Below are 21,590 nucleotides of genomic sequence, written 5' to 3' on the forward strand. Positions count from 1 at the left end.
CGCTGCGGGGCCTACCCGGTGGCATGGATGACTCCGACGTACGTGACCGTCTCCGGGCTGTCGAGGACGACGACCTCGGGGACGACATTGTCTCGCTGGGCCTGATCAACAGTATCGAGGTCGACGACGAGATACGGATCGACCTCGCGCTGGGCGCCCCCTACTCGCCGGCCGAGACTGCGATGGCAAACGAGGTCCGCGAAGCCCTCGCAGATACTGGCTACGATATCGACCTCTCGGCGAGCGTCGACCGCGGTGTCCCGGCCGAGGAGGACCCGTTGCCCGATGTCAAGAACGTCATCGCCGTGGCTTCGGGAAAAGGCGGGGTTGGCAAGTCGACGGTCGCCGTGAACCTCGCGGCCGGGCTCTCCCGGCTGGGCGCCCGCGTCGGCCTGTTCGACGCCGACATCTACGGCCCGAACGTCCCGCGGATGCTCGACGCCGACGAATCACCACGCGCGACCGAGGACGAACAGATCATCCCTGTCGAGAAACACGGGATGAAGCTGATGAGCATGGACTTCCTCGTCGGCAAGGACGACCCGGTCATCTTCCGTGGCCCGATGGTCGACAGCGTCCTCACCCAGCTCTGGGACGACGTGGTCTGGGGCAGCCTGGACTACATGGTCGTGGACCTGCCGCCGGGGACCGGGGACACACAACTAACGATGCTCCAGCAGGTCCCCGTCTCCGGGGCGGTCATCGTAACCACGCCACAGGAGGTCGCACTCGACGATGCCCGGAAGGGGCTGCGGATGTTCGGTCGCCACGAGACGCCCGTACTCGGCATCGTCGAAAACATGTCGACGTTCGTCTGCCCCGACTGTGGCGGCGACCACGACATCTTCGGGAGCGGCGGCGGCCGCGAGTTCGCCGAGGACACCGATATGCCGTTCCTGGGGGAGGTACCGCTGGACCCGGGCGTCCGCGAGGGTGGCGACAGCGGGCAGCCCCTGGTGCTGGACGAGGACAGCGACACGGGCGATGCCTTCCGCGAGATCACGGCCCGGACGGCGGACATGCAGGGGATCATCCACCGGAAGCGCCAGGCCGACGCGCAGCTGGCCGAACCCGAGCAGTAGCGCGGAGAACAGAGAAGACGTTACGCTTCGACGGCGGTATTCTGCTTGCGAGTGACGTAGCCCGCGATGCGGTTGCGGACGCCCTTGGACTCGATGTTGGTCAGTTCCTCGACGACATCCTTGTTGTGCTCGAAGTCGGCCCCGAAGGCGTTGGGGTATCGCTCCATCAGGAGTCGCCCTGTCTTCTTGACGTAGGCGGGTTTGATTGCCATGGGCGTTGATTGCCTGGTGGGCCTCAAAAAGGGTTCGAATCACGGCCCCACACGCGAAGCTTTATCATCCGGGACGGAACCAGGGTCGCCGTGTCCTGACGAGCGAACCGGCGTGTCAAGCGGGAGCGTGACACACCACGTCGGCCCCTGCGCGTGTCACCTGTTCGCTACCACTCGGCGTCGACCAGGTCTCGGACCCGTTCGAAGGCTGCCCGTTCGCGTTCGCCGCCGGCAGTCTCGACGACGGATTCGAAGTACGCGAGCCGGTCCAGCAGCGTCTCCCGGTCGTAGGCGTCGACACCCAGCCGCGAGGCGGCGACTGTCGCCTCGACGACGGCGGCGTGGCCCCTGTTCGTCGTCGGCACCACGCGGCGCCGGACAACCGACTCGACGGGGGTCAACTCCCACTCGATCCACTGCGTGCCGCCGTTCGTCCCCTCGTCCCGCTGTTCGACTGTCACCCGGACCCACGCGTCCGCGCTGTCGATAACTGGCTCCTCGTGTTCACGGATCGACAGTGCCGCCTCCGCGAAGTCGACCGGATCGCGGGTGAACTGGACATAGCCCGAGCCACGCTCCCGGAAGTTCCGCCAGGTCCGGGTCCGGCCCCAGGTCGTCGCTGTCGCGAGATCGCCGTCGTCTGGCACGTGGATCCCAAGCGCCGCCAGGTTCCACAGCCCGTTTGGCCCTTTCGTTGTCACAACCGACTCCGTGACGCCGTCTAGTTCGACCGGCCACCCGTCGTCAGACGACCCACTCACACTTCGACCCCCCGACGGAGTGCGACGAACAGCGCACCGGCCACCAGATCGGCGGTCGTCCCGGGGTTGATTCCGCGGTCGAGGAATTCGTCCGCCAGTTCGGCCGCGCTCTCCTGGCCGTCGAGGACCGCCTGCGCTCGCTGCTGGACCGTCTCGGCGGTCTCGCGGTCCGACTGTTTCACCACGAACGTGTCCGGCTCTTCGGCCAGTAGTTCGAGGAACACTGTCGCCGCTCTGTCGGGAACGGGGTCGTCTCCGTCGATGATCCGCTCAGCGGCTCCGAACACACGCTCGAACCCGCTGACCCATTCAGCGGCAACCCCGTCCACGTCGGCACTGCGCTCCATTACGTCGTACAGAGTTAGCGCCCGCTCCTCGATGGCCGGGATCGCTGCCGAGCCACGTCTGACATCCAGTGGCTCCAGGCCCGATGGCGGATCGCCGACCGCAACGTCGACGTGCTCGAACGAACGATAGAACTCCGCCGCGTCCGCGACGGTCGTCGCCCTCACCACTTCGTCCGTGCCGGTCGGTGTCAGCGCGGCGTCGTGGGCCGCCGCGACAAGCGGCGCCAGGAGCAACAGCGCACCGAACTGCGTGTTCCCGGCCGATTGCTCGACCATCCCGGCGACGGCGCGCTCGAAGACACGACCGACCCGCTCGCCATCGGCCGCCCGTTCCAGACCCGGACGCGCGCCGACAGCGCCGGCCATGAAGTGCTCGAACCGCAGATCGTCGTGGTCGTGGTTCCGGTCGACGTTGCCCGGTTTCGGGGTCCCGGTGACCTCCAACAGGAGCGCGAGCTCGGCGTCCTGGGCGATGGATCGCGCCGTCATCGGACGACTCCTCGCTGCTGTGCGTCGACGGCTGCGTGCACGTCCCGAAGGATTTCACGGTCGTTGCTGGCACGACCGACGCTGACGGCGTCGGCGCCGTAGCCGAGATACTCCCGAACAGTTTCCTGGTCGCGGACGCCGTTGTTGGCGATCACGAACAGGTCGGTCGCGTCCGTGACCGGTGCCACGACCCCCTCGGAGTCCATCGCGTCGACGTGGAGGATGTCACCGCCGGCACCCTCCACTATTTGTGCCACCGAGACCAGATCGACGCCGTCGACCCCGGCCCGGACCTTCACGGAGACTGTCGCCCCCGACGCAGTGGCTTCCGAGACCTGCTCTTCGAGGCGGTCGGTGTTCCGGAGAAGCGATTCGCCGGCGCCGGCCGCACACATCTCGCTTTGCCGGCAGTGGGCGTTCAGTTCGAGGATCGCGTCGTGGTCGCGACAGACGGCCCCGACGCGACGGACGGGCTCGACTGACGCGCTCCGGACGTTGAATCCCGGTCGGACTGGGGTGGGTTCGAGCGCCCCGAGCTGTTCGTCGACGAACGAGACCGGATCGTCCGGGAGAAACTCGTTCCGGTCGCGATCGACCAACTGACGGGCGGCATCCCGTGTCGCCTCGTCGAGGGCGATGCCGCCCAGGAACGCACAGCCGACGTGTTCGGCGACGCTACGGGCCCACCCGGCGTCGGATTCACCGCTCAGGCTCGCCAGCGCGACGCGTGGCCGGAACATCAGGCCACCTCCAGTGCCCGGTCGACGGCGCGTGCCACGCGGGCCGCGTCCGTGGGGCCATCGAGCGTCGTGTCCGTCCGGACGACCGGCCGATCGAGTTCCGTCGGATCGGCCTCGTCGAGGACGAAAGCGTCGGCGAATGGATAGGAGGCGGCGACACCGGCGGTGCTCGGTTCGACCCCGGTCCCTGCCATCAGGTCCGCGGCCGGGCCGGAGAACACCTCGTCGCCGACGAACGGCGAGACGGCAACGACGGTCGTCCCGTGGAGTGCCCGCTCGATGTCATCGATCGCCAGCATCGGGCCGATAGAGGTGACCGGATTCGACGGGCCGATCACTACTGGGCCGTCCAGGGCAGCCAAGACGGCGTCGGTCGGATCGGCCTCTGCGGAACCGCGGAACTCGACATCTTCGACCGGTGGTTCGCCGTTCCGTGCGACCCACCACTCCTGGAAGTGCATCGGTCCCGACGGCGTGTGGACGATGGTCGCGACCGGATCGTCGCTCATCGGCAGGAGCGTCCGGTCGAGGTCGAACGCGTCGGCAAGCGTTCGCGTGACTGCGGTCAACGACTCCCCTTCGTCCAGCAGTGCGGTCCGCGTGAGGTGGACCGCTCGGTCACGATCACCGATGAGCATGAACTCGGCGACCCCGGAGAAGCGTCGCCAGCGGGCGATAGCACGGCCCGCGGTCTGTCGTTCGGCCGGGAGGTAACGCGGACCGGTCTCCAGGTCGGCGGCGTCGGCGAGTCGGTGGAGTTCGTCGTGTGTCTCGGTCGTATCATCGGCACGACCCCACCAGGTCTCACGGTCCAGGTCGTCGCCGCCCAGGAACAACACAGTGTCGAGGTCCGGGCAGATCAGGTGGCCACCGAGTTCGATGTCGTCGCCGGTGTTGGCTACCACGGTCGTCTCCTGCGGTGGGAAGACGCCGTCGGCACCGGCCAGCAGTTTCGGTGTCCCTGTCCCGCCGGCGAGGAACGTCACCATACGCCGACGTACGGGGTAGTGTCGGTATAAACGTGGTCCTCCGCCACGTCGTTTGCAGAATCATCCCTGAGAACCGGGGGGCAGATTCAAGTTAGTACCCTCACATATCTCGTATAGCAGCGAAACCGACCGATGGATGCACATCGTTTTGCCCCGGCGGCCCCCGACGAAACGTTCGTCTACGGGGCCTGTGCCCCCGGTTGGCACTCCGCGGGTTCACACGCCGACGCCCTCGACGACTGGATCGAGACGCTCCGCGACCGGGAGGTAGCGCGGATCTGTTGTCTGCTTCCCGGCCGACAACTCGATACGGGCGGCTCGAATCTCGACCGGTACCGGTCGGCGTTCGGGGCCGAGAACGTCTGTCACAGCCCGGTCCCGGATCACCATCTCGTTCCACAAGAGCAACTCAGCGGGGAGATACTGCCGTTCCTGGCCGACGCACGGGAACACGAGGAGCGAGTCGTCGTCCACTGTCTCGCCGGTATCGGACGGACGGGCCAGGTGCTTGCCGCCTGGCTCGTCTACAACCGTGACTACGGGCCACACCGGGCTATCGAGACGGTCGAGTCGATGGGGCGGGAACCACTCGACGCGGTCCATGCCGGCAACGCCGAGAAGGCCGATCTCGTGGAGGTGCTGGCCGACATCGCTCGTGTGGGCTAGCCGAATTGTTTTCACCGGAGCCGGCGTATGCGCGCACGATGACAACGATCAAGGACAGCGTCCACGACCACATCGCGGTCGAGGGCGTTGCCGAAGCGTTGCTGGAGACGCCGCCCGTCCAGCGCCTCCGTCACATCTCCCAGCTCGGCACGGTCACACTGGTCTACCCGTCGGCCAACCACACCCGATTCGAGCACTCACTGGGGGTGTACCATCTCGCCGATCAGGCACTCGGTCATCTCGGGATCGAGGGTCGGCAGGCCGAACGCGTCCGGGCCGCGGCGTTGCTCCATGACATCGGCCATTCCCCGTACAGCCACAACGTCGAACACGTCGTCCACCGGCACACGGGGAAATACCACGACGATGTCCACGAACTCATCGACAGCGGCCCGGTCGCACGGGTCCTCAGCGAACACGGGCTCAATCCCGACCGAGTCGCCGACCTCGTCGCCGGCGACGGCGACCTCGGGCAACTGGTCTCGGGTGAACTCGACGTCGACCGGATGGACTATCTGGTCCGTGACGCCCACCACACCGGCGTTCCCTACGGGACCATCGACCACGAGCGGCTCATCCGGGAACTCCGACTGGTCGACGGCGAACTCGTCCTCGACGAGGGCAACGTCCAGGCCGCCGAATCGCTGTTGCTCGCCCGGGCGCTGATGAACCCGACCGTCTATCAGCACCACGTCGCCCGCATCGCCAAGACGATGTTGCGCCGCGGGACCGAACGGTTGCTGACCGCGACCAACTGGACGGCACACGACCTCCGGCGATGGGACGACAACGATCTGTTAGTGCGGCTCCGCCAGTGTGACGAGACCGAGGCGTACGCCGACCGGTTGAGCTGCCGAAATTTGTACAAACGGGCCGTCTGGGCGGAGTATTCTGCCGTCCCACAGGACCTACTCGACGCCGATCACCGGGACATCCGCGCCCTCGAAGACAAGATCGCGGCGGTGGCGGACGTCGATACCGACGCGGTCCTGGTCGACGTGGCCGCCGAACCTTCGATGACGGAGTCGACGAGTCGCGTCCTCGTCAACGGCGAAGTCCGGCAGTTAGGCGAGCAGTCGACGCTGGTCAGTGCGCTCCGGGCAGCACAGCGCGACCAATGGCGACTCGGCGTCTACGCCCCCCCGTCGTCGAACGAACGTGTCGGCGAAGCCGCGATCCGCGAACTCGGACTAGATATCGACGGCGCCCGGGTCAGGGATGTCCGTACCGGAATCCACGCGACCCTCGACGAGTTTAACTGACTGTCGGACACACCAGTAGCCGTGATTCTGGAAGGAACGATCCTCCGCGGGCGCGACTTCGAACCCATCGAGGGGCGTGTCGTCGTCGAGGCCGGCGAGATCGAAGCGGTCGAGGAGGCCGCCGTCGATAGCGACGCCGTCGTCTGTCCGGCGTTCGTCAACGCCCACACGCACATCGGCGACTCCATCGCGAAGGAAGCCGGCGAGGGACTGACGCTCGAAGAACTCGTCGCGCCGCCGGACGGACTGAAACACCGGCTTCTCCGGGCCGCAAGCACGGAGGAGTTGATCGACGGGATGGACCGAACGCTCTCGTTCATGGAGCGGTCCGGAACGGGAGCGTTCGTCGAGTTCCGAGAGGGCGGTGTCGAAGGGGTGAGTGCGATCAAAGCGGCGCTGACGGACTCGTCGCTCCGGAGCGTTCTCCTCGGCCGGGAGACCGTCGACGCGATGGAAGCGGCCGACGGGTTCGGCGCCAGCGGTGCCAACGACGACGAGTTCGGCGCCGAGCGTCGAGCGACCCGGCAGGCGGGGAAACGCTTCGGCATCCACGCCGGCGAGGTCGACGCCTCCGACATCAATCCGGCACTCGATCTCGACCCGGACTTTCTCGTCCACATGGTCCACGCAACGGGGTTGCACCTCGATCGGGTCGCCGATAGCGATATCCCGATCGTCGTCTGCCCGCGGTCGAACCTCTCGACTGGGGTCGGGAAACCGCCGGTCGAAGCGCTGGCCGAACGGACGACGGTCGCGCTGGGGACCGACAACGTGATGCTCAACAGCCCCTCGATGTTCCGCGAGATGGCGGTCACCGAGATGCTGTACGACCTCTCCGCCCGTGAAGTGCTCCGGATGGCGACGGTCAACGGCGCCGAGATCGCCGGACTCGATTGTGGTGTGATCGAGCCTGGTCGACCGGCACGCCTGTTCACCCTCGACGGGGACACCGACAATCTCGCGGGCGCGCAAAACCCCGTCCGCGCGCTGGTTCGCCGGGCCGGCGTCGACGACGTCGACCGCGTTGTCCTCGCGGACGCGTAGCCGAGTTTATCCGGCCGGCACCCGTAGGCCAGCCTGAGATGCCCTCGACAGACCGCGGAGTCGGAACGCTCGGAAAACTGGTCCTCGGGACGGTCGTGGTGGTCGCTGCACTCGTCGTCGCCACCGTCGTCCTCGCGTTCCTCCAGAACCTCCTGGCAGCGCTGCTCGGACTGCTCGTCACCGTCCTCCTGTTCGGCGGTGGGGCGTACCTGGTCTACAGGCTCGTCTCGTTGATCGCCAGCGACGAGACCGAACCGGAAGACCCGATCGAGAGCGCCGGCGGAGCCACTACGGAGCCGACAGATTCGGTCGACCGACTCACCGAGCGGTACAAACGCGGCGAACTCACCGACGAGGAGTTCGAACGCCGTCTCGAAGCCGAAATGAGCGACATCGACCAAGAGGTCGCGGACCTCGAAGCCGAACTGGAGTAGGTAGTGGTATTCGGTATCGAGTACCAAACGCCTAAGCAGTAGTATTACTAACTATTCCTCATGTACAACAGGATTCTCCTCCCGACCGACGGGACCGCGGGGATGGACGAGGTCGTCCGTCACGCCGTGGCGCTGGCGGAGACACACGACGCCGAGATCCACGCGCTGTACGTCGCCGACACCGGCCGGTTCTCCACGCTGCCGGCGGACATGACCTGGGAAGGCGTCACCGAGCTGTTCCAGACGGAGGGGGAGCGTGCGATCGACGCCGTCGAGCGGTTGGCAGGGGACGTTCCGGTCGAACGGGCTATCGTCGATGGGCGGCCCAGTACCCGGATCGGCGAGTACGCGAGCACCCACGACTGTGACGTGATCGTCATGGGAACACATGGTCGGGCCGGGATCGACCGCCTGTTGCTCGGGTCGGTCGCCGAGACCGTGATCCGTGGCTCCCGGATTCCCGTTGTCACCGTTCCCGTCGGGGCGACCAGTCCGGAGCCACCGGCCCAACCCCGTGAAATCGCTATTGAGTGACCTCAGACCGGACGCAGATGGTCGCAGTCCCCGGCGGTGACGGTCACCTCGCCGTCGTCGGTGTCGACGACGAGTGCCCCGGGAAACCGGATGTCGACGGCTTCGCCTTCGACCGGTCCGTCGGCTGTCTCGACGCGGACACGCTGGCCCAGCGTCGTCGCGTGCTCGCGCCAGGCCGGGAGCACGCTGTCGATGTCGCTCCGGAGGTCGTGAAACGCTTCGAGCACTCGCTGTGTGAACACCCGGCGGTCGATGGGGTCGCCACGTTCGTGCCGGAGACTCGTCGGGTCGGCGTCCGTCGGGAGGGAGTCAGGGTCGACGTTGGCGTTGATCCCCATCCCGACGACGACCCAGGAGACGCGGTCGGCTTCGCCCTCCATCTCGGTGAGGATGCCGACCAGTTTCCGCCCGTCGACGACCACGTCGTTGGGCCACTTGATGCGGGCGTCGACACCGGCCTCGCGGGCTGCGCGGGTGACCGCGACTGCCGCAGCGAGCGTGAACACCGGCGCGTGGGCCATCGGCACGTCCGGCCGGCAGAGGACCGAGAGCCAGATACCCCCGCTGGGTGAGGTCCACTCGCGGTCGAGACGGCCACGACCGCCGGTCTGTTCGTCGGCCAGCACGACCACGTCCTCGGCGCCGTCGGCCGCGAGATCGCGTGCCCGTGCGTTCGTACTCGGGATGCTGTCGTGAGAGTCGATCTCGAAGGGCGCGTCGAGTCCGTACTCGACGGCTGTGCCACCGAACTCGGGGACGCGGGTCAGTTCGTACCCGTCGTCGACGCTCTCGATCTCGAACCCCTCCTCGCGGAGCGCCTCGACGTGTTTCCAGACCGCAGCGCGTGAGATATCCAACTCGTCGGCCAGCGCCGGTCCCGAGGCCGGACCCGCGGCGAGGGCGTCGAGGACTCGATGGCGCGTCTCCTGCATGGACCCGGATACGACAGCCGACAGTAAAAAGCAGACGGGAGCCGACCGTCACCCGATGACGAACAGCAGATCGCCCATGTCGACGGAGTCGCCCTCGCCGACGGCGATCTCGTTGATCGTCCCGCCGCGTTCGGCGACGATGTCGTTTTCCATCTTCATCGCTTCGAGCACACAGAGGACGTCGCCGGACTCAACCTCGTCGCCGGCCTCGACCTCGACCGAGAGGATCGTCCCCTGCATCTCGGCAGTGACCTCCTGTCCTTCGGCGCTTGCGCCGCCGCCACCACCGTCCGAGTCGCTGCCGGCCTGTGGGCGCTGGGGCTGGTCGCCGCCGTCTTCCAGATCGACGTCGCCGACCTGGATCGGCTGGGCGCCCCGTTCTTCGAGTTCGACCTCGAAGCGCTTCCCGTTGACTTCCAGGGTGAACTCGCGTTCGACGACCTCTTCGTCCTCGTCGGCCTCGCTCTCGGTCGTCGTCCCCCACTTCTCCTGGGCTTCCTCGATGCGCGATCGGTCGAGGTGGTTGTCGAGGTACTTCGTCGTGTGTGTCGAGGCGACGAACTTCTCGTCGGTGAGCATCAGCCGGTGGAACGGGATCACCGTCGGGAACCCCTCGACGTCGAACTCCGCCAGCGCGCGTTTCCCGCGCTCGATGACCTCCTGGCGGTCCGAGCCGTGGACGATGAGCTTTCCGATCATCGAGTCGTAGTCGGTCACCAGGTCGTCGCCCTGTCGGAGCGCGTCGTCCATCCGGACACCGATCCCGCCGGGCGGGTCGTAGGTCTCCAGGGAGCCGCTGTTTGCCGGCGCGAAGTCCTCGGCGGCGTTCTCGGCGTTGATGCGGAACTCCATTGCGTGGCCGTCGATCCCGATGTCGTCCTGGGCGAAGGGGATCGTCTCGTCCTGTGCGACCTTTATCTGCCACTTCACGATGTCGATCCCGGTGATCTCCTCGGTGACGCAGTGCTCGACCTGGATGCGGGTGTTGACTTCCAGGAAGTAGAAGTTCGTCTCCGGGCCGAGCACCTCGTCAGCCTCGCGCTCGGTGTCTTCCTCGACGAGGAACTCGACGGTCCCCGCGTTGTAGTAGTCGGCCTGCCGGACGCCGCGGCGGGCTGATTCGCCGATTTTCTCCCGAAGCTCCTCGGAGAGAGCGGCCGACGGCCCTTCTTCGATGACTTTCTGGTGTCGTCGCTGGAGCGAACAGTCGCGCTCGCCGAGATGTCTGACGTTGCCGTGGTGGTCCGCGAGGATCTGGATCTCGATGTGACGGGGGTTCTCCAGGAACCGTTCGAGATAGACGGAGTCGTTCGAGAAGTAGGCCTCGCCTTCGCGTTTCGCCGATTCGAGCTGTTCTTCGGCCTCTTCGGGATCGTGGACGATCTTCATCCCGCGGCCGCCGCCGCCACCTTCGGCTTTGATCGCGACCGGGAAGCCGTGTTCCTCCCCGAACTCGACGACTTCCTCGGGATCGTCGACGGGATCTGTCGTCCCGGGGACGATCGGAACGTCCGCCGATTGCATGATCTTGCGGGCCTTCGTCTTCTCACCTAAGGCCTCCATGGCGTCGCCGGTCGGGCCGATCCATTTCACGCCTTCGGTGTCCTCGACCGTCCGGGCGAACGACGCGTTCTCGGCGAGGAAGCCGTAGCCGGGGTGGATCGCGTCGGCGCCGGACTGTTTCGCGGCGTCGACGATCGCCTCCTGATCGAGATACGAGTCGGCGGCCCGAGCCGGCCCGACGTTGTACGCCTCGTCGGCATACCGCACGTGCCCCGAATCCTTGTCTGCCTCGGAGTACACCGCCACTGTCCCGATGCCCAGCTCCTCGCACGCACGCATGACGCGTACCGCGATCTCCCCGCGGTTGGCGACGAGCACCTTGTCGAACATGTCCCGTCATACTGAGAGTCGGCCCATAAAACTATGCGGACTCCCGAAATCAGTCGTCTGATACGACAGCAGCGAACAGATAAATAAATCTGTCGAGCGGTTGTCAGGCCTGCAACGGGCAGCCGGTGTTGAAGGGGCGATGCCGATAACGACTACGTGTGACCAGCGACGTAACGCGCCGGCGGTTCCTCGCCGGCACTGCCCTCACCGCCCTGACTGCCGCTGCCGGCTGTAGCGGGACGACCCCGTTCGTCGGGAAACGGACGGAGTCGACAGAGACGATCACAGTCCGTGACGCGACCACTCTGACAGTCGAAACCGAGACCGGGGACGTGACGCTGCGCGGCACCGACCGCGAGGACCTCCACGTCCGCGCCGTCAAGCAAGCCAGTTCCGTCGGCACGGACGTCACGGAGTTGACCCTGGAGACGACCCGGGAGAACGGCCAACTCTCTCTCTCGTCCCAGTGGAGCGGGACCACCGGGTTCTTCACCAGTCGGCCGTCGCTGGACATCGACGCCGAAGTTCCCGCGTCACTGGCTGTTGGCGAGGTAACAACTTCCGTCGGCGATATCCAAGCGACCGATGTCACCGGTGACCTGCGGGCCGAGGCGAACACCGGCGACGTCCGGGTACGCCGCGGCGGCGGTACAGTCAGCGCCGAATCCGACACCGGCGATGTCGAGGTTCGATCGCCGGACGTCCTGGCCGGAGCGTCGACGAACACCGGTGATGTCTCTGTCGACGTCCCCGCGATCGACGGCGAGACGACCGTCGACGCCAACACCGGCGACGTGACCGCACACGTGGCCCCGGACCTGGACGCGACGCTCGTCGTCCAGTCCTCGACCGGCGACGTGGAACTGACCGGACTCCCGCTGTCGGACGGCGAGACCGAGCAGGACGACCCCGGAGAGTCGTTCCGTGGCGTCCTCGGGGAGGGCGGGCCGACGCTTCGCATCGAGTCCTCGACCGGCGACGTGACCGTCCGCTCGCTGTGACGGGGGTCGGTCCGGATGGTCGAGGCACACGCCGTCGACCGGAACGCGGGATTCGCGTCGGCACTCGCTACACGACCGTCGATATTTATGTTCGTTCGGTGACCAGGGGGAACGGATGGCTCCCGCTGTCGATCCCGCGACCCTCTCCCGCGGAGCGCGACGGTTCGTCGGTGCACCGGTCCGGCCACAGACCTACCGAAACCTCCTGTACCTGCTGCTGGCGTTTCCCACCGGGTTCGTGTACGTCTTCGTCGTCAGTTTCGGCGTGGGGTTCGGGCTCGGTCTGTCCGTCGTTTTGATCGGTGTGGCCATCCTGGCCGCGACCGCGGTCGTCTGTCTGGCCCTCGCCGGCATCGAGCGCCGTCTCACGACGACGCTGCTCGGCCGCGATATCGAGGCCCGAACCGCTCTGTCGGGCGAGACAGCCCGCGAACGTGTGGCGTCGCTGTTTATCGATCCCCGGACGTGGACGCCGCTCGCGTACTTGGTACTGAAGTTCGGCGTCGGAATCGTGACGCTGATACTGCTGGCCTCGGCGCTATCGACGGGGCTTGCGATGGTGCTCGTGCCGCTGCACTACGGTGATCCGGCGGTGTACGTCGGCATCCCGACCGACCGTCCGGTGGAGTTTCACCCGGCGCTGTACGTCGTCTGGAACAACCTGTTGGTCGGTGTCAACGCGGTCGTCAGCGTCGGCTACTGGCGGGTCCGGACGCTGCCGGAGGCACTGGTTGTGGCTGTCGCCGGGCTCCTCCTCTCGCTGGCGACGCTGAACGCCCTCAACGGACTCGCACGCGCTACGGGATGGGTCACCGAACGGCTCCTGGCCGGGGCCTACGACCCTCTCGGTGCGATCCTCGGTGGCTCCGGACCGAACTGACTACATCCGGTCGGTTCGCCCCGCCGCAGTCCAGGGATCGGTCGGCGTCTCCCCGGGGACCCGAACGTGGCGTTGCTGGGTCGCGCTGACCCGCTCGGAGAAGCGCCACTCCTCCCCGTCCCAGGTCTCCTCGGACTGGGATGTGGCGGCGGCCGCGGCCGCTGCGGCCCGTTCCCGGTCGGCCAGATGGGCGCCGATGGCGACCGCAATCGCGGCCGCCTCCTCGGTGGAGGCGTCCGGAACCTGGCTCGTGACGGACTCGACCAGGTCGCCGTCGACTGCCGTCTCGGTGTCCGTCTCGGCCGATACCTCGCCGTCGGTGTCTGTCTCTGTCGCCATGGTTACAGTGGGATGTTACCGTGTTTGCGGTCGGGTTGGTCCGCTCGTTTCCCCCGGAGTAGCTCCAGATCGGCGATCAGCCGCGGCCGTGTCTCCTGTGGTTCGAGGACGTCGTCGACGAACCCGCGCTTGGCCGCGATGTAGGGGGTCGCGAACGCGTCGCGGTACTCGTCGATGAGTTCCTGCCGCCGGGCCTCGACGTCCTCGGCGGATTCGAGTTCGTCGTCGTAGAGGACGTTGACCGCCCCCTGTGGCCCCATCACCGCGATCTCGGCGGTCGGCCAGGCGTAGTTCACGTCCGCGCCGATGTGTTTCGAGGCCATCACGTCGTAGGCGCCGCCGTAGGCCTTGCGCGTGATGACTGTCAGCAACGGGACCGTTGCCTCCGAGAACGCGTAGAGGAGTTTCGCGCCGTGGTTGATGATGGCGTTGCGTTCCTGGTCCTTGCCGGGCATGAACCCGGGCACGTCGACGAACGTGACGATCGGGATGTTGAACGCGTCACAGAAGCGGACGAACCGTGCCGCCTTCCGGGAGGCGTCGATGTCCAGGGTCCCGGCGTTGACACGGGGCTGGTTGGCGACGACGCCGACGGCGTGGCCGTCAAGGCGGGCGAACCCGGTGAGGATGTTGCGGGCGAAGGCCTCCGCGACCTCGAAAAAGGAGTCCTGGTCGAGGACGCCCCCGATCACGTCGTGCATATCGTAGGGTTTCTGTGGGGCGTCGGGGACCGTCTCGACCAGCGAGTCGTCCCGCCGGTCGGGGTCGTCCCAGGAGTCCACGCTGGGCGGGTCCTCGACGTTGTTCTGGGGGAGAAAGGAGAGCAGATAGCGGATCTCGTCCATCGCGGCCTTCTCGTCGGCGGCGGTGAAGTGGGCGACGCCGGACTCGCTGGCGTGGGTCTTCGCGCCACCGAGTTCGTCGAAGCCGACCTCCTCGCCGGTGACCGTCTCGATCACGTCCGGGCCGGTGATGAACATGTGGCTGGTCTCCTCGACCATGTAGACGAAGTCGGTGATCGCCGGCGAGTACACCGCTCCCCCGGCACACGGCCCCATGATCGCCGATATCTGCGGGACGACGCCGCTGGCCTGCTGGTTCCGGTGGAAGATGTCGGCGTAGCCCGCCAGCGAGTCGATCCCTTCCTGGATGCGGGCGCCGGCCGAATCGTTCAGCCCGACGATGGGCGCGCCGTTCTCGATGGCTTGGTCCATCACCTTACAGACCTTCTGGGCGAACGCCTCCCCGAGCGATCCGCCAAAGACCGTGAAGTCGTGGGCGAAGACGTACACCCGGCGGCCATCGACCTGGCCGTAGCCGACGACGACGCCGTCGCCCGGGACGTGGTTGTCGTCCATGTCGAAGTTCGTCGAGCGGTGTTCGCGCAAGGCGTCGATCTCGACGAACGTCTCGTCGTCCAGGAAGTAGTCGATCCGCTCGCGGGCGGTGAGTTTCCCCCGGTCGTGCTGTGCCTCGATGCGCTCCTCGCCGCCGCCCCGCTCGGCGGCCTCCTTGCGCTCGCGGAGGTCCTCGACGCGGTCGTCGTGGCTCATTCGACATCACGGCTCGTGGACCCGAACATATCCGCGCTGTCGGGGGCCGGTGAGAAAAGCGTTACCCGCGCCGCCGGGATCGAAGTCCCACCGGAACGACCGTGAGCGTTCGAACCGCCGGAGTTTTGAGGGGGTACGACCTTCCACCCCGTGTGAAAAACATCACGGCAACGCAGCACAACCCATTCGGTTTCGACGCGCCGTGTGAGCCGTTCGTCCCGGGCTACGGCGACGCCAACGCCGACTTTCACGTCATCGGAGACAACCCTCGGGTCCACGGCGGCAGCGAATCGGGTATTCCCTTCACCGGAACCCCTGCCGCCGAGCGCCTCCAGCGGGCGCTGCTTGCCGGCGGCCTGTTAGCGGAGACGGGGACGCCGCCGACCGTCGACAAGACGTACCTCTCCTATCTGTTCCTCTGTGGCGACCGCAACCCGACCGCCGACGATTACGCGGACCACGAACCGATGTTCGACACCGAGGTTCGGGCGATCACCTCTCACGTCCTGCTCCCGGTCGGCGAGCGCGCGACCAGGCACGTCTTCGCGAACATGACCGCCGAACCGGCCGATTCCGTCGATATGGAGGCCCTGCACGCGACGGAGGTCCGTGGCAGTGGCTGGCTCGTCTACCCGATCAAAGACCCCCGCGAGTGGACCGACGCCGACGAGGACGCCCTCGTCGCCGCCCTCACCGCGCTACTCGCGACCGACTACCGACAGGAAGCCGAACTCGGCCGGTTCCTCCCGGGCGACGACGTGTGGCGGGTCCGGTAGTCCGACGGGACGCCGTTCTCGGGTCCGGTCACGACTCCAGATCGCTCGCCGCCAGCGGTGTCGCCGTCGCCCAGTAGTGCTCGAAGGTCTCGTCGGCCCACGCCCGAACGGCCGCGGCGTCGGTGTCGATGCCGGCCCGCAGGATGCCGTCCGTGTCACGTAACAGGAGGAAGACGGTGTCGTCGGTCACCATCGCTGCCAGCGGAATCCGCTCGTCTCGAATCCTGACCGTGGCGCTGTCTGCACTCAAGAGCGTCCGGAGGTGGTCCCGGAGTCGGGGGTCGTCGGCGAGCGCTTCGATCGCCGTCCGCGAGAAGACACCGCGGAAGCTCTGGCCGCGCTCGACGACCTGCTCCTGGACGGCCCCGAGGCTCTGATCGTTGAACGTATGCGAGAACGCGGAGACGGTGTCGGCGTCCGCGAGCATCCCGAGCAGCCGCTGGAGGGGCGCGTTCGGGCGGGTCTGTGTCGGCGTCGTGATCGTCGCGTCGGCCAGTTCCCGCAGGTCGAAGTCGATCGCCGCTGTCGGCAGATAATCGACGATCCCCCGGAGGTCCTGTTCGGTCTCGACGATCCCGACCAACTCCTCGAACCCGTCGGCGACCAGTCGGCCGGTCGCGGTCGCGACGTACCCCCCGTCCCGGCGGCGGACCCACGCTCTGTCCTCGAAGTCGGCGAGAATGCGACCGAGTGTCGCCTGTGAGGCCCCCGTACGATCCGCGAGTTCGCTCCGAGTGTGGTGGCCCGTAGCCAGGGCCGACAGCACCGTCACCCGGTTGGGCGACAGCGCCAGGAACTCGATCTCCTCCAGCGCGGATTCCATGGGCGCTCGTTCCGCCCCGCCGGGCAAAGGGTTTTCGCACCGTGAAAGAATTTCACACCGTGCCGGACCGGGAACCCCGAGTCGGCGTTTCCCGGCGCGTAAGGGTTTCTGGACGACCTTATGCCCATAGAGGCCCTCTTATCGAACGTGATGAGCATGGTCTACGTTATGCTGTTTTGGTCGTTCTCTCCGGTCGTGTCCGGAGACTCCCTGCTGGAGGTGTCCGGATGATCTCACGCCGTGTTCTCGGACTCGCTGTCGCCGCGAGCGTGCTGTTCGGCGGGACCTTCGTCGCCGTGAAGGCGGGCTTAGACTACTTCCCGCCGCTGCTGTTCGTCGCGTTGCGGTTCGACATCGCCGCGCTGGCGCTGGCGGTGTACGTCCTCGCGACCCGGTCCCGGGCCGACCTGCTCCCGCGGACTCGCGGTGACCTCCTCGGAATCGGTGTCACCGGGCTGCTCGCGATCGGGTTGACCAATGCGCTCCTGTTCGTCGGCCAGCAGTCCGCGACCAGTGCCGTCGCCGCGATCGTCTTCAGCCTGAACCCGATCCTGACGCCGGTGTTCGCCGCACTCCTGCTCTCGACCGAACGGCTCTCCCGTCGCGGTGCGGTCGGAATGGTCGTCGGCCTGCTCGGGGTCGCGCTGGTCGTCGACCCGGACCCGGCGATGCTCGCCGACGGCGGCCTGGGGCAACTCGTCCTCTTCGTCGCCGCCGTAGCCGCTGCGCTCGGGAGCGTCCTCATCCGCTGGGCCGACAGCAGCCTCTCCAGTACCGTCCGGGTCGCCTGGGCACTCCCGCTGGCGTCGGCGTTGAACCACGGGCTGAGCGTCGCGGCCGGCGAGTCGATCACCGCCGTGGTGTGGACGGTCCCCGGCCTGCTGGCGCTTGGCTACGTCGGCGTGTTCGCCGGCGCAGTCGCCTACATCGCCTACTTCGGACTGCTCGACGAGGTCGGTGCGATCCGGGCGAACCTGGTGTTCTACGTCGTTCCGGCGGTCTCGACGCTGGGCGGGTGGGCGCTGCTTGACGAGACCATCCCCCCGACGGCTGTCGTCGGGTTCCTCACCATCTTCGTCGGCTTCGCCGTCATCGGGAGCGACTCCGTCGACCGCCGGCGGCTCCGCCCTGGCTACGAACCCGACGTGAACCACTTCGAGATCGACGGCGAGGTCCGGGCGTTCGAGGCCGACTGAGCTACGCCCGGCTCCGCCGCGAGAACAGCGCGATACAGCCCCCGACGGCGGCGACGGCGATCGCACCGGCCTGTCCAGCGGTCGGCGTGACACCGACTACACCGCCGATCCCCGTGACGAACGTAAACGCCAGAAAGAGCGGCAGAATCACTGCGATTGCGACGAACCACGGGCGCCCCGCCAGCGTCGCGATGCGACCCGCTCCCAGTTCGTACTCCTCCAGGGCGAGCCGTCCCAGCACCCAGCCGTCGAACAGCAAGAACCCGAGCAGCCCCGCGGTGAGCGCGAGGTTGGCGATCGTGTCGGCCAGCAGCGTAAACAGAGACGGCGACAGTGCCGCACCGGACCCCGTGACGAGAAACAGCGTGCCGACGGCGGCGGTCGCTCCCCCCCGGGACGCTCCGTGCTCGTCGACCAGATACGAGACCAGCACCTCGTAGATGCTGATCGACGAGGACAGCGCAGCCAGCAACACGACGCCGAAGAACGCGACGCCGACGAGGTTGCTGTAGGGCAAGTCGGCGAACGCACCGGCGAGGCTGATAAACAGCGCGCCCGGGCCGCCGGCGCCCGGATCGACGCCCAGCGAGAACAACAGCGGGAAGATGACGAGCCCGGCCAACACGCCGATACCGGTGTTGAGCCCGGCGATGAGGGTGCCGTCCGCGGCCAGCGATCGGTCCTCACCGAGATACGAAGCGTAGGTCAACATCGCGCCTGCGCCCACCGAGAGGGTAAACAGCGCCTGTCCCGCCGCGGCTCCCAGGACATCGAAGAAGTTCGCCCGCAGGTAGCTCAGATCGAGCGAGAGGTAGAACTCGTAGCCGCCCGTGGCCCCGTCGAGGGTCCCCGCCCAGACGGCCAGCCCACCGAGCATGAGGACGATCCCCGGGACCATCACCGTCGTCGCTACCTCGATGCCGCGGTCGACGCCGACGTAGACGACGGCCGCCGTCGCCAGCAGGAACAGGGCGTGAAAACCCGCGGCACCGACGCCGTAATCGATCGCCGCGAAGTACTCCTGGGGGGCCGAGAAGTACGCGCCGGTCGCGCTGGCGAGGGTGTACCGCAGAATCCAGCCGCCGACCACGGAGTAAAACGAGAGGACGACGACCGACGCGAACAGGGCCAGCCCGCCCAGCGGGCGCCAGCGATCCCCGCACAGTGCGCCGAAGGCGCCGACCGGGTTCCGCCCACTCCGCCGGCCGATCACCATCTCGCCCAGCAGCCCCGGGACGCCGACGAGGACGACGACGAGCAGATACAACAACAGGAACGCGCCGCCGCCGTTCTGTGCGGTCAGCCAGGGGAACCGCCAGATGTTCCCCAGACCGACGGCGCTGCCGACGGCGGCGAGCACGAAGCCGACTCTGGTCCGCCAGGTCGCTCTGGTCATTGTCCCCCGGTCCGTACGGACGACGAAAAGACTGACGGGACGGGAGCTGTCAGAACGGCTGGACGACGGCGGGGTCCTCGCCCAGGAACATCGTCTCGACGCCCAGTCCGAGTGTCGCGAGGATGCCGGCGACGACGACCAGCCGGAGTGCCCACAGCCACACCGGACCGAACCAGCCCAGCCCGCCGGTCCCCTGTCGGAGTTCTGCGACGGCCTCCTCGCCAAGCACCCAGCCGACGAAGACGACGACCAGCAGCGCCGACAACGGGAGGAACAGCTGGTAGGCGAAGTTGTCGAACCAGGTCAGCCAGGCGGTGTCCCACGCCGAGGGCAGTCCCAGGACGAACAGGCCGACGCCGATCCCGGTCGCCAGCACGGGCCGGGAGACGCCGAAGTTGTCGTTGGCCCAGGCGACGCTGACTTCGAGGAGACTGATCGCCGAGGACAGCGCCGCGATGAGCACGACGCCGAAGAAGACGACCCCGAACAGCCGACCGAACGGGACGGAGCTAAAGCCCGAGGCGGTGGCGACGAACAGCGCCCCCGGCCCGCCGGTCGTCGCCGTGATCTGGTAGTCGATCGTCAGCAGGATCGGGAACACGACCAGTCCGGCCAGCACGCCGACCAGCGTGTTCATCACGACGATGATCCCGCCGTCGAAGACGAGGTTGTCGTCCTCGCCGACGTACGAGGAGTAGGTGATCATGATCGCCATCCCCAGCGAGAGGGTGAAAAACGCCTGCCCGACGGCGAAGGGGATGATGCTCCCGGCGTTGTCGACCATCGTCCCCAGATCCGGCGAGAGGAAGAAGGCGTAGCCGGCGCCGGCACCCGGCAGCGTCACCACCCAGGCCGCCAGCGCGATCATCAACACGACGATGCTGGGGACCATCACCGTCGTCGCTTTCTCGATGCCGTCCTCGATGCCCAGCGCGACGATGCCGACGACCAGCGCCAGGAAGAGCGCCTGTGCCAGCACCGCTTCGGGACCTGCGGAGACAGCGCCGAAGTAGCCGCCCGGATCACCGAAGTACGCGCCGGTCGCACTGCCCAGGATGTACCGGAGGACCCACCCGCCGACGACGTTGTAGTACGAGAGGATCCAGAAGCCGGTGAGGATGCCGATCCCGCCGACGAGACGCCAGCCGCGGTGCCCGAGTTCCCCGAAGGCGTCGACGGCGTTGACGTTCGTCCGCCGGCCGAGGACGAACTCGGCCAGCATCGCGGGGAAGCCGATAAACAGCACGGCGATCAGGTAGAACACGACGAAGGCCGCGCCGCCGTTGGCACCCGTCTTGAACGGGAACTGCCAGAGGTTGCCCAGTCCCACTGCGCTCCCCACTGCCGCGAGGATGAATCCGAGTCGGGTCGTCCAGGTCTCTCTGTCGCTCATATCTGCTGGCGCTTTCCCGCTGTCGGTGTTAACGCCTGTGATTCCGTTCGGTTCGGACGACCGACACTGTCTCGACTGCTCTCAGGCCTCGCCGTACACCGGAACGGCGGCACCACTTGTCACGCTCGCCGCGTCCGAACAGAGGAACAACATCACGGCGCCGATCTGCTCGGGATCGACCCACTCCTCGAAGTCGGCGTCTGGCATCATCTCGCGGTTCATCGGCGTGTCGATGACGCTGGGCATCACTGAGTTGGCCCGGACGGTGCCGAGGTTCTCCTCGGCGATGCTTTCGGTCAGGAGCCGCACGCCGGCTTTCGTCGCCCGGTAGAGGCCGTCGCCGCTCCCGCCCTCCAGCGAGGAGCGGGCCGACACGGAGACGATGGCGCCTTCCGTCTCCTGTAGGTGTGGGATGGCGTGTTTCGAGGCCAGAAACATGGTCTTGAGGTTGACACCGAAGAGGAAATCGAAGGTGTCGGCGTCGGTCTCGTGGAGCGGGTCGCCACCACGCCAGGTACCGGCGACGTTCAGGAGATAGTCCAGGCGGCCGTGGTCGTCGACCACGCGCTCGACGACGGCGGCGACGTCGTCCTCGTCGGTGAAATCGCCCTGGTGGAACTCGATCCGGCCCGGCTCGGACAGCAGGAAGTCCTCGCTGTCAGGCTCGACCACGTCGGCCCCACAGACGGTCGCACCGGCTTCCAGAAACGCGTTCGCGACAGCACTGCCCAGCGCGCCGCCGACGCCGGTTACCAGGGCTACTTCGCCGTCGAAGTCAAATTCGACTGACATACACTCGGTGAAGGACGGGAGACCGATAAATCAGGGGGTGACTGGCAGCGGACTTC

At 67.1% G+C, this 21,590-nt stretch carries 23 protein-coding genes; 10 read left to right on the forward strand and 13 right to left on the reverse strand.

Features of this window, described 5'->3' with window-relative positions:
- The first annotated feature begins 23 nt into the window (after positions 1-23).
- Entirely contained in the window at positions 24-1,082 is a 1,059-nt protein-coding gene (locus tag VJ109_RS13935) for an Mrp/NBP35 family ATP-binding protein (protein ID WP_324757531.1), read from the forward strand.
- Between the two features lie 20 nt (positions 1,083-1,102).
- On the opposite strand, the gene VJ109_RS13940 is transcribed toward VJ109_RS13935, so the two are convergent.
- The 5 genes from VJ109_RS13940 to cofD form a co-directional block, all read right to left on the reverse strand.
- Complete coding sequence (locus tag VJ109_RS13940; RefSeq protein ID WP_276221944.1) at positions 1,103-1,294, reverse strand: 30S ribosomal protein S17e; 192 nt, start codon at positions 1,292-1,294, stop codon at positions 1,103-1,105.
- A 167-nt stretch (positions 1,295-1,461) separates the two neighbouring features.
- Complete coding sequence (locus VJ109_RS13945) at positions 1,462-2,055, reverse strand: DUF447 domain-containing protein (protein WP_324757533.1); 594 nt, start codon at positions 2,053-2,055, stop codon at positions 1,462-1,464.
- Positions 2,052-2,891 carry a triphosphoribosyl-dephospho-CoA synthase gene (locus VJ109_RS13950; protein ID WP_324757535.1) on the reverse strand — a complete coding sequence of 280 codons (840 nt, stop codon included), beginning with the start codon at positions 2,889-2,891 and terminating at the stop codon, positions 2,052-2,054. The genes VJ109_RS13945 and VJ109_RS13950 overlap by 4 nt, the downstream gene beginning before the upstream one ends.
- Entirely contained in the window at positions 2,888-3,631 is a 744-nt protein-coding gene (locus VJ109_RS13955; protein WP_324757536.1) for a tRNA-dihydrouridine synthase, read from the reverse strand. Before VJ109_RS13955 ends, VJ109_RS13950 begins: the two co-directional genes overlap by 4 nt.
- Entirely contained in the window at positions 3,631-4,620 is a 990-nt protein-coding gene (cofD, locus tag VJ109_RS13960) for a 2-phospho-L-lactate transferase (protein WP_324757537.1), read from the reverse strand. The genes VJ109_RS13955 and cofD overlap by 1 nt, the downstream gene beginning before the upstream one ends.
- A gap of 132 nt (positions 4,621-4,752) precedes the next feature.
- On the opposite strand from cofD, the gene VJ109_RS13965 reads away from it, so the two are divergent.
- The 5 genes from VJ109_RS13965 to VJ109_RS13985 are packed head-to-tail and all read left to right on the forward strand — an operon-like array spanning position 4,753 to position 8,560.
- Positions 4,753-5,286: a protein-tyrosine phosphatase family protein gene (locus VJ109_RS13965; protein WP_324757539.1), complete on the forward strand. Its 534-nt coding sequence runs from the start codon at positions 4,753-4,755 to the stop codon at positions 5,284-5,286.
- A gap of 38 nt (positions 5,287-5,324) precedes the next feature.
- Positions 5,325-6,548 carry an HD domain-containing protein gene (locus tag VJ109_RS13970; RefSeq protein ID WP_324757540.1) on the forward strand — a complete coding sequence of 408 codons (1,224 nt, stop codon included), beginning with the start codon at positions 5,325-5,327 and terminating at the stop codon, positions 6,546-6,548.
- A 21-nt stretch (positions 6,549-6,569) separates the two neighbouring features.
- Positions 6,570-7,592, forward strand: a complete 1,023-nt coding sequence (locus VJ109_RS13975; RefSeq protein ID WP_324757541.1) for an amidohydrolase family protein — start codon at positions 6,570-6,572, stop codon at positions 7,590-7,592.
- Positions 7,593-7,630: 38 nt separating this feature from the next.
- Positions 7,631-8,026 carry an SHOCT domain-containing protein gene (locus tag VJ109_RS13980; protein WP_324757542.1) on the forward strand — a complete coding sequence of 132 codons (396 nt, stop codon included), beginning with the start codon at positions 7,631-7,633 and terminating at the stop codon, positions 8,024-8,026.
- A 60-nt stretch (positions 8,027-8,086) separates the two neighbouring features.
- Positions 8,087-8,560, forward strand: a complete 474-nt coding sequence (locus VJ109_RS13985) for a universal stress protein (protein WP_324757543.1) — start codon at positions 8,087-8,089, stop codon at positions 8,558-8,560.
- A 2-nt stretch (positions 8,561-8,562) separates the two neighbouring features.
- Here VJ109_RS13985 and VJ109_RS13990 read toward each other — a convergent pair whose 3' ends face one another.
- Both VJ109_RS13990 and VJ109_RS13995 read right to left on the reverse strand, forming a co-directional pair.
- Positions 8,563-9,492: a biotin--[acetyl-CoA-carboxylase] ligase gene (locus tag VJ109_RS13990; protein ID WP_324757544.1), complete on the reverse strand. Its 930-nt coding sequence runs from the start codon at positions 9,490-9,492 to the stop codon at positions 8,563-8,565.
- Between the two features lie 48 nt (positions 9,493-9,540).
- Entirely contained in the window at positions 9,541-11,385 is a 1,845-nt protein-coding gene (locus VJ109_RS13995; RefSeq protein ID WP_324757545.1) for an acetyl-CoA carboxylase biotin carboxylase subunit, read from the reverse strand.
- A gap of 158 nt (positions 11,386-11,543) precedes the next feature.
- On the opposite strand from VJ109_RS13995, the gene VJ109_RS14000 reads away from it, so the two are divergent.
- Entirely contained in the window at positions 11,544-12,386 is an 843-nt protein-coding gene (locus VJ109_RS14000; RefSeq protein ID WP_324757546.1) for a DUF4097 family beta strand repeat-containing protein, read from the forward strand.
- A gap of 115 nt (positions 12,387-12,501) precedes the next feature.
- Positions 12,502-13,266: a sensor domain-containing protein gene (locus VJ109_RS14005; RefSeq protein WP_324757547.1), complete on the forward strand. Its 765-nt coding sequence runs from the start codon at positions 12,502-12,504 to the stop codon at positions 13,264-13,266.
- Here VJ109_RS14005 and VJ109_RS14010 read toward each other — a convergent pair whose 3' ends face one another.
- Together VJ109_RS14010 and VJ109_RS14015 are read right to left on the reverse strand one after the other, a co-directional pair.
- Positions 13,267-13,605, reverse strand: a complete 339-nt coding sequence (locus VJ109_RS14010) for a DUF8022 family protein (RefSeq protein ID WP_324757548.1) — start codon at positions 13,603-13,605, stop codon at positions 13,267-13,269.
- 2 nt (positions 13,606-13,607) lie between these two features.
- The gene (locus VJ109_RS14015; RefSeq protein ID WP_324757550.1) at positions 13,608-15,158 is read right to left on the reverse strand and encodes an acyl-CoA carboxylase subunit beta; all 1,551 of its coding nucleotides are present in this window, start codon (positions 15,156-15,158) and stop codon (positions 13,608-13,610) included.
- Positions 15,159-15,310: 152 nt separating this feature from the next.
- Here VJ109_RS14015 and VJ109_RS14020 point away from each other — a divergent pair, with 152 nt between their 5' ends.
- Positions 15,311-15,934: a uracil-DNA glycosylase family protein gene (locus VJ109_RS14020; RefSeq protein WP_324757551.1), complete on the forward strand. Its 624-nt coding sequence runs from the start codon at positions 15,311-15,313 to the stop codon at positions 15,932-15,934.
- A gap of 28 nt (positions 15,935-15,962) precedes the next feature.
- On the opposite strand, the gene VJ109_RS14025 is transcribed toward VJ109_RS14020, so the two are convergent.
- Positions 15,963-16,757 carry a helix-turn-helix transcriptional regulator gene (locus tag VJ109_RS14025; protein ID WP_324757552.1) on the reverse strand — a complete coding sequence of 265 codons (795 nt, stop codon included), beginning with the start codon at positions 16,755-16,757 and terminating at the stop codon, positions 15,963-15,965.
- 227 nt (positions 16,758-16,984) lie between these two features.
- Between VJ109_RS14025 and VJ109_RS14030 the strand changes: the two genes are divergently transcribed.
- Complete coding sequence (locus VJ109_RS14030; protein ID WP_324757553.1) at positions 16,985-17,953, forward strand: DMT family transporter; 969 nt, start codon at positions 16,985-16,987, stop codon at positions 17,951-17,953.
- A gap of 1 nt (position 17,954) precedes the next feature.
- Here VJ109_RS14030 and VJ109_RS14035 read toward each other — a convergent pair whose 3' ends face one another.
- The 3 genes from VJ109_RS14035 to VJ109_RS14045 form a co-directional block, all read right to left on the reverse strand.
- Complete coding sequence (locus VJ109_RS14035) at positions 17,955-19,349, reverse strand: sodium-dependent transporter (protein WP_324757554.1); 1,395 nt, start codon at positions 19,347-19,349, stop codon at positions 17,955-17,957.
- Positions 19,350-19,398: 49 nt separating this feature from the next.
- Entirely contained in the window at positions 19,399-20,742 is a 1,344-nt protein-coding gene (locus tag VJ109_RS14040; protein WP_324757555.1) for a sodium-dependent transporter, read from the reverse strand.
- 81 nt (positions 20,743-20,823) lie between these two features.
- On the reverse strand, positions 20,824-21,534 hold the full coding sequence (locus VJ109_RS14045) for an SDR family oxidoreductase (RefSeq protein ID WP_324757556.1): 711 nt from the start codon (positions 21,532-21,534) through the stop codon (positions 20,824-20,826).
- Positions 21,535-21,590 lie beyond the last annotated feature (56 nt).

The sequence above is a fragment of the Haloarcula montana genome, from assembly GCF_035666295.1.
GTDB classification, from domain to species: domain Archaea; phylum Halobacteriota; class Halobacteria; order Halobacteriales; family Haloarculaceae; genus Haloarcula; species Haloarcula montana.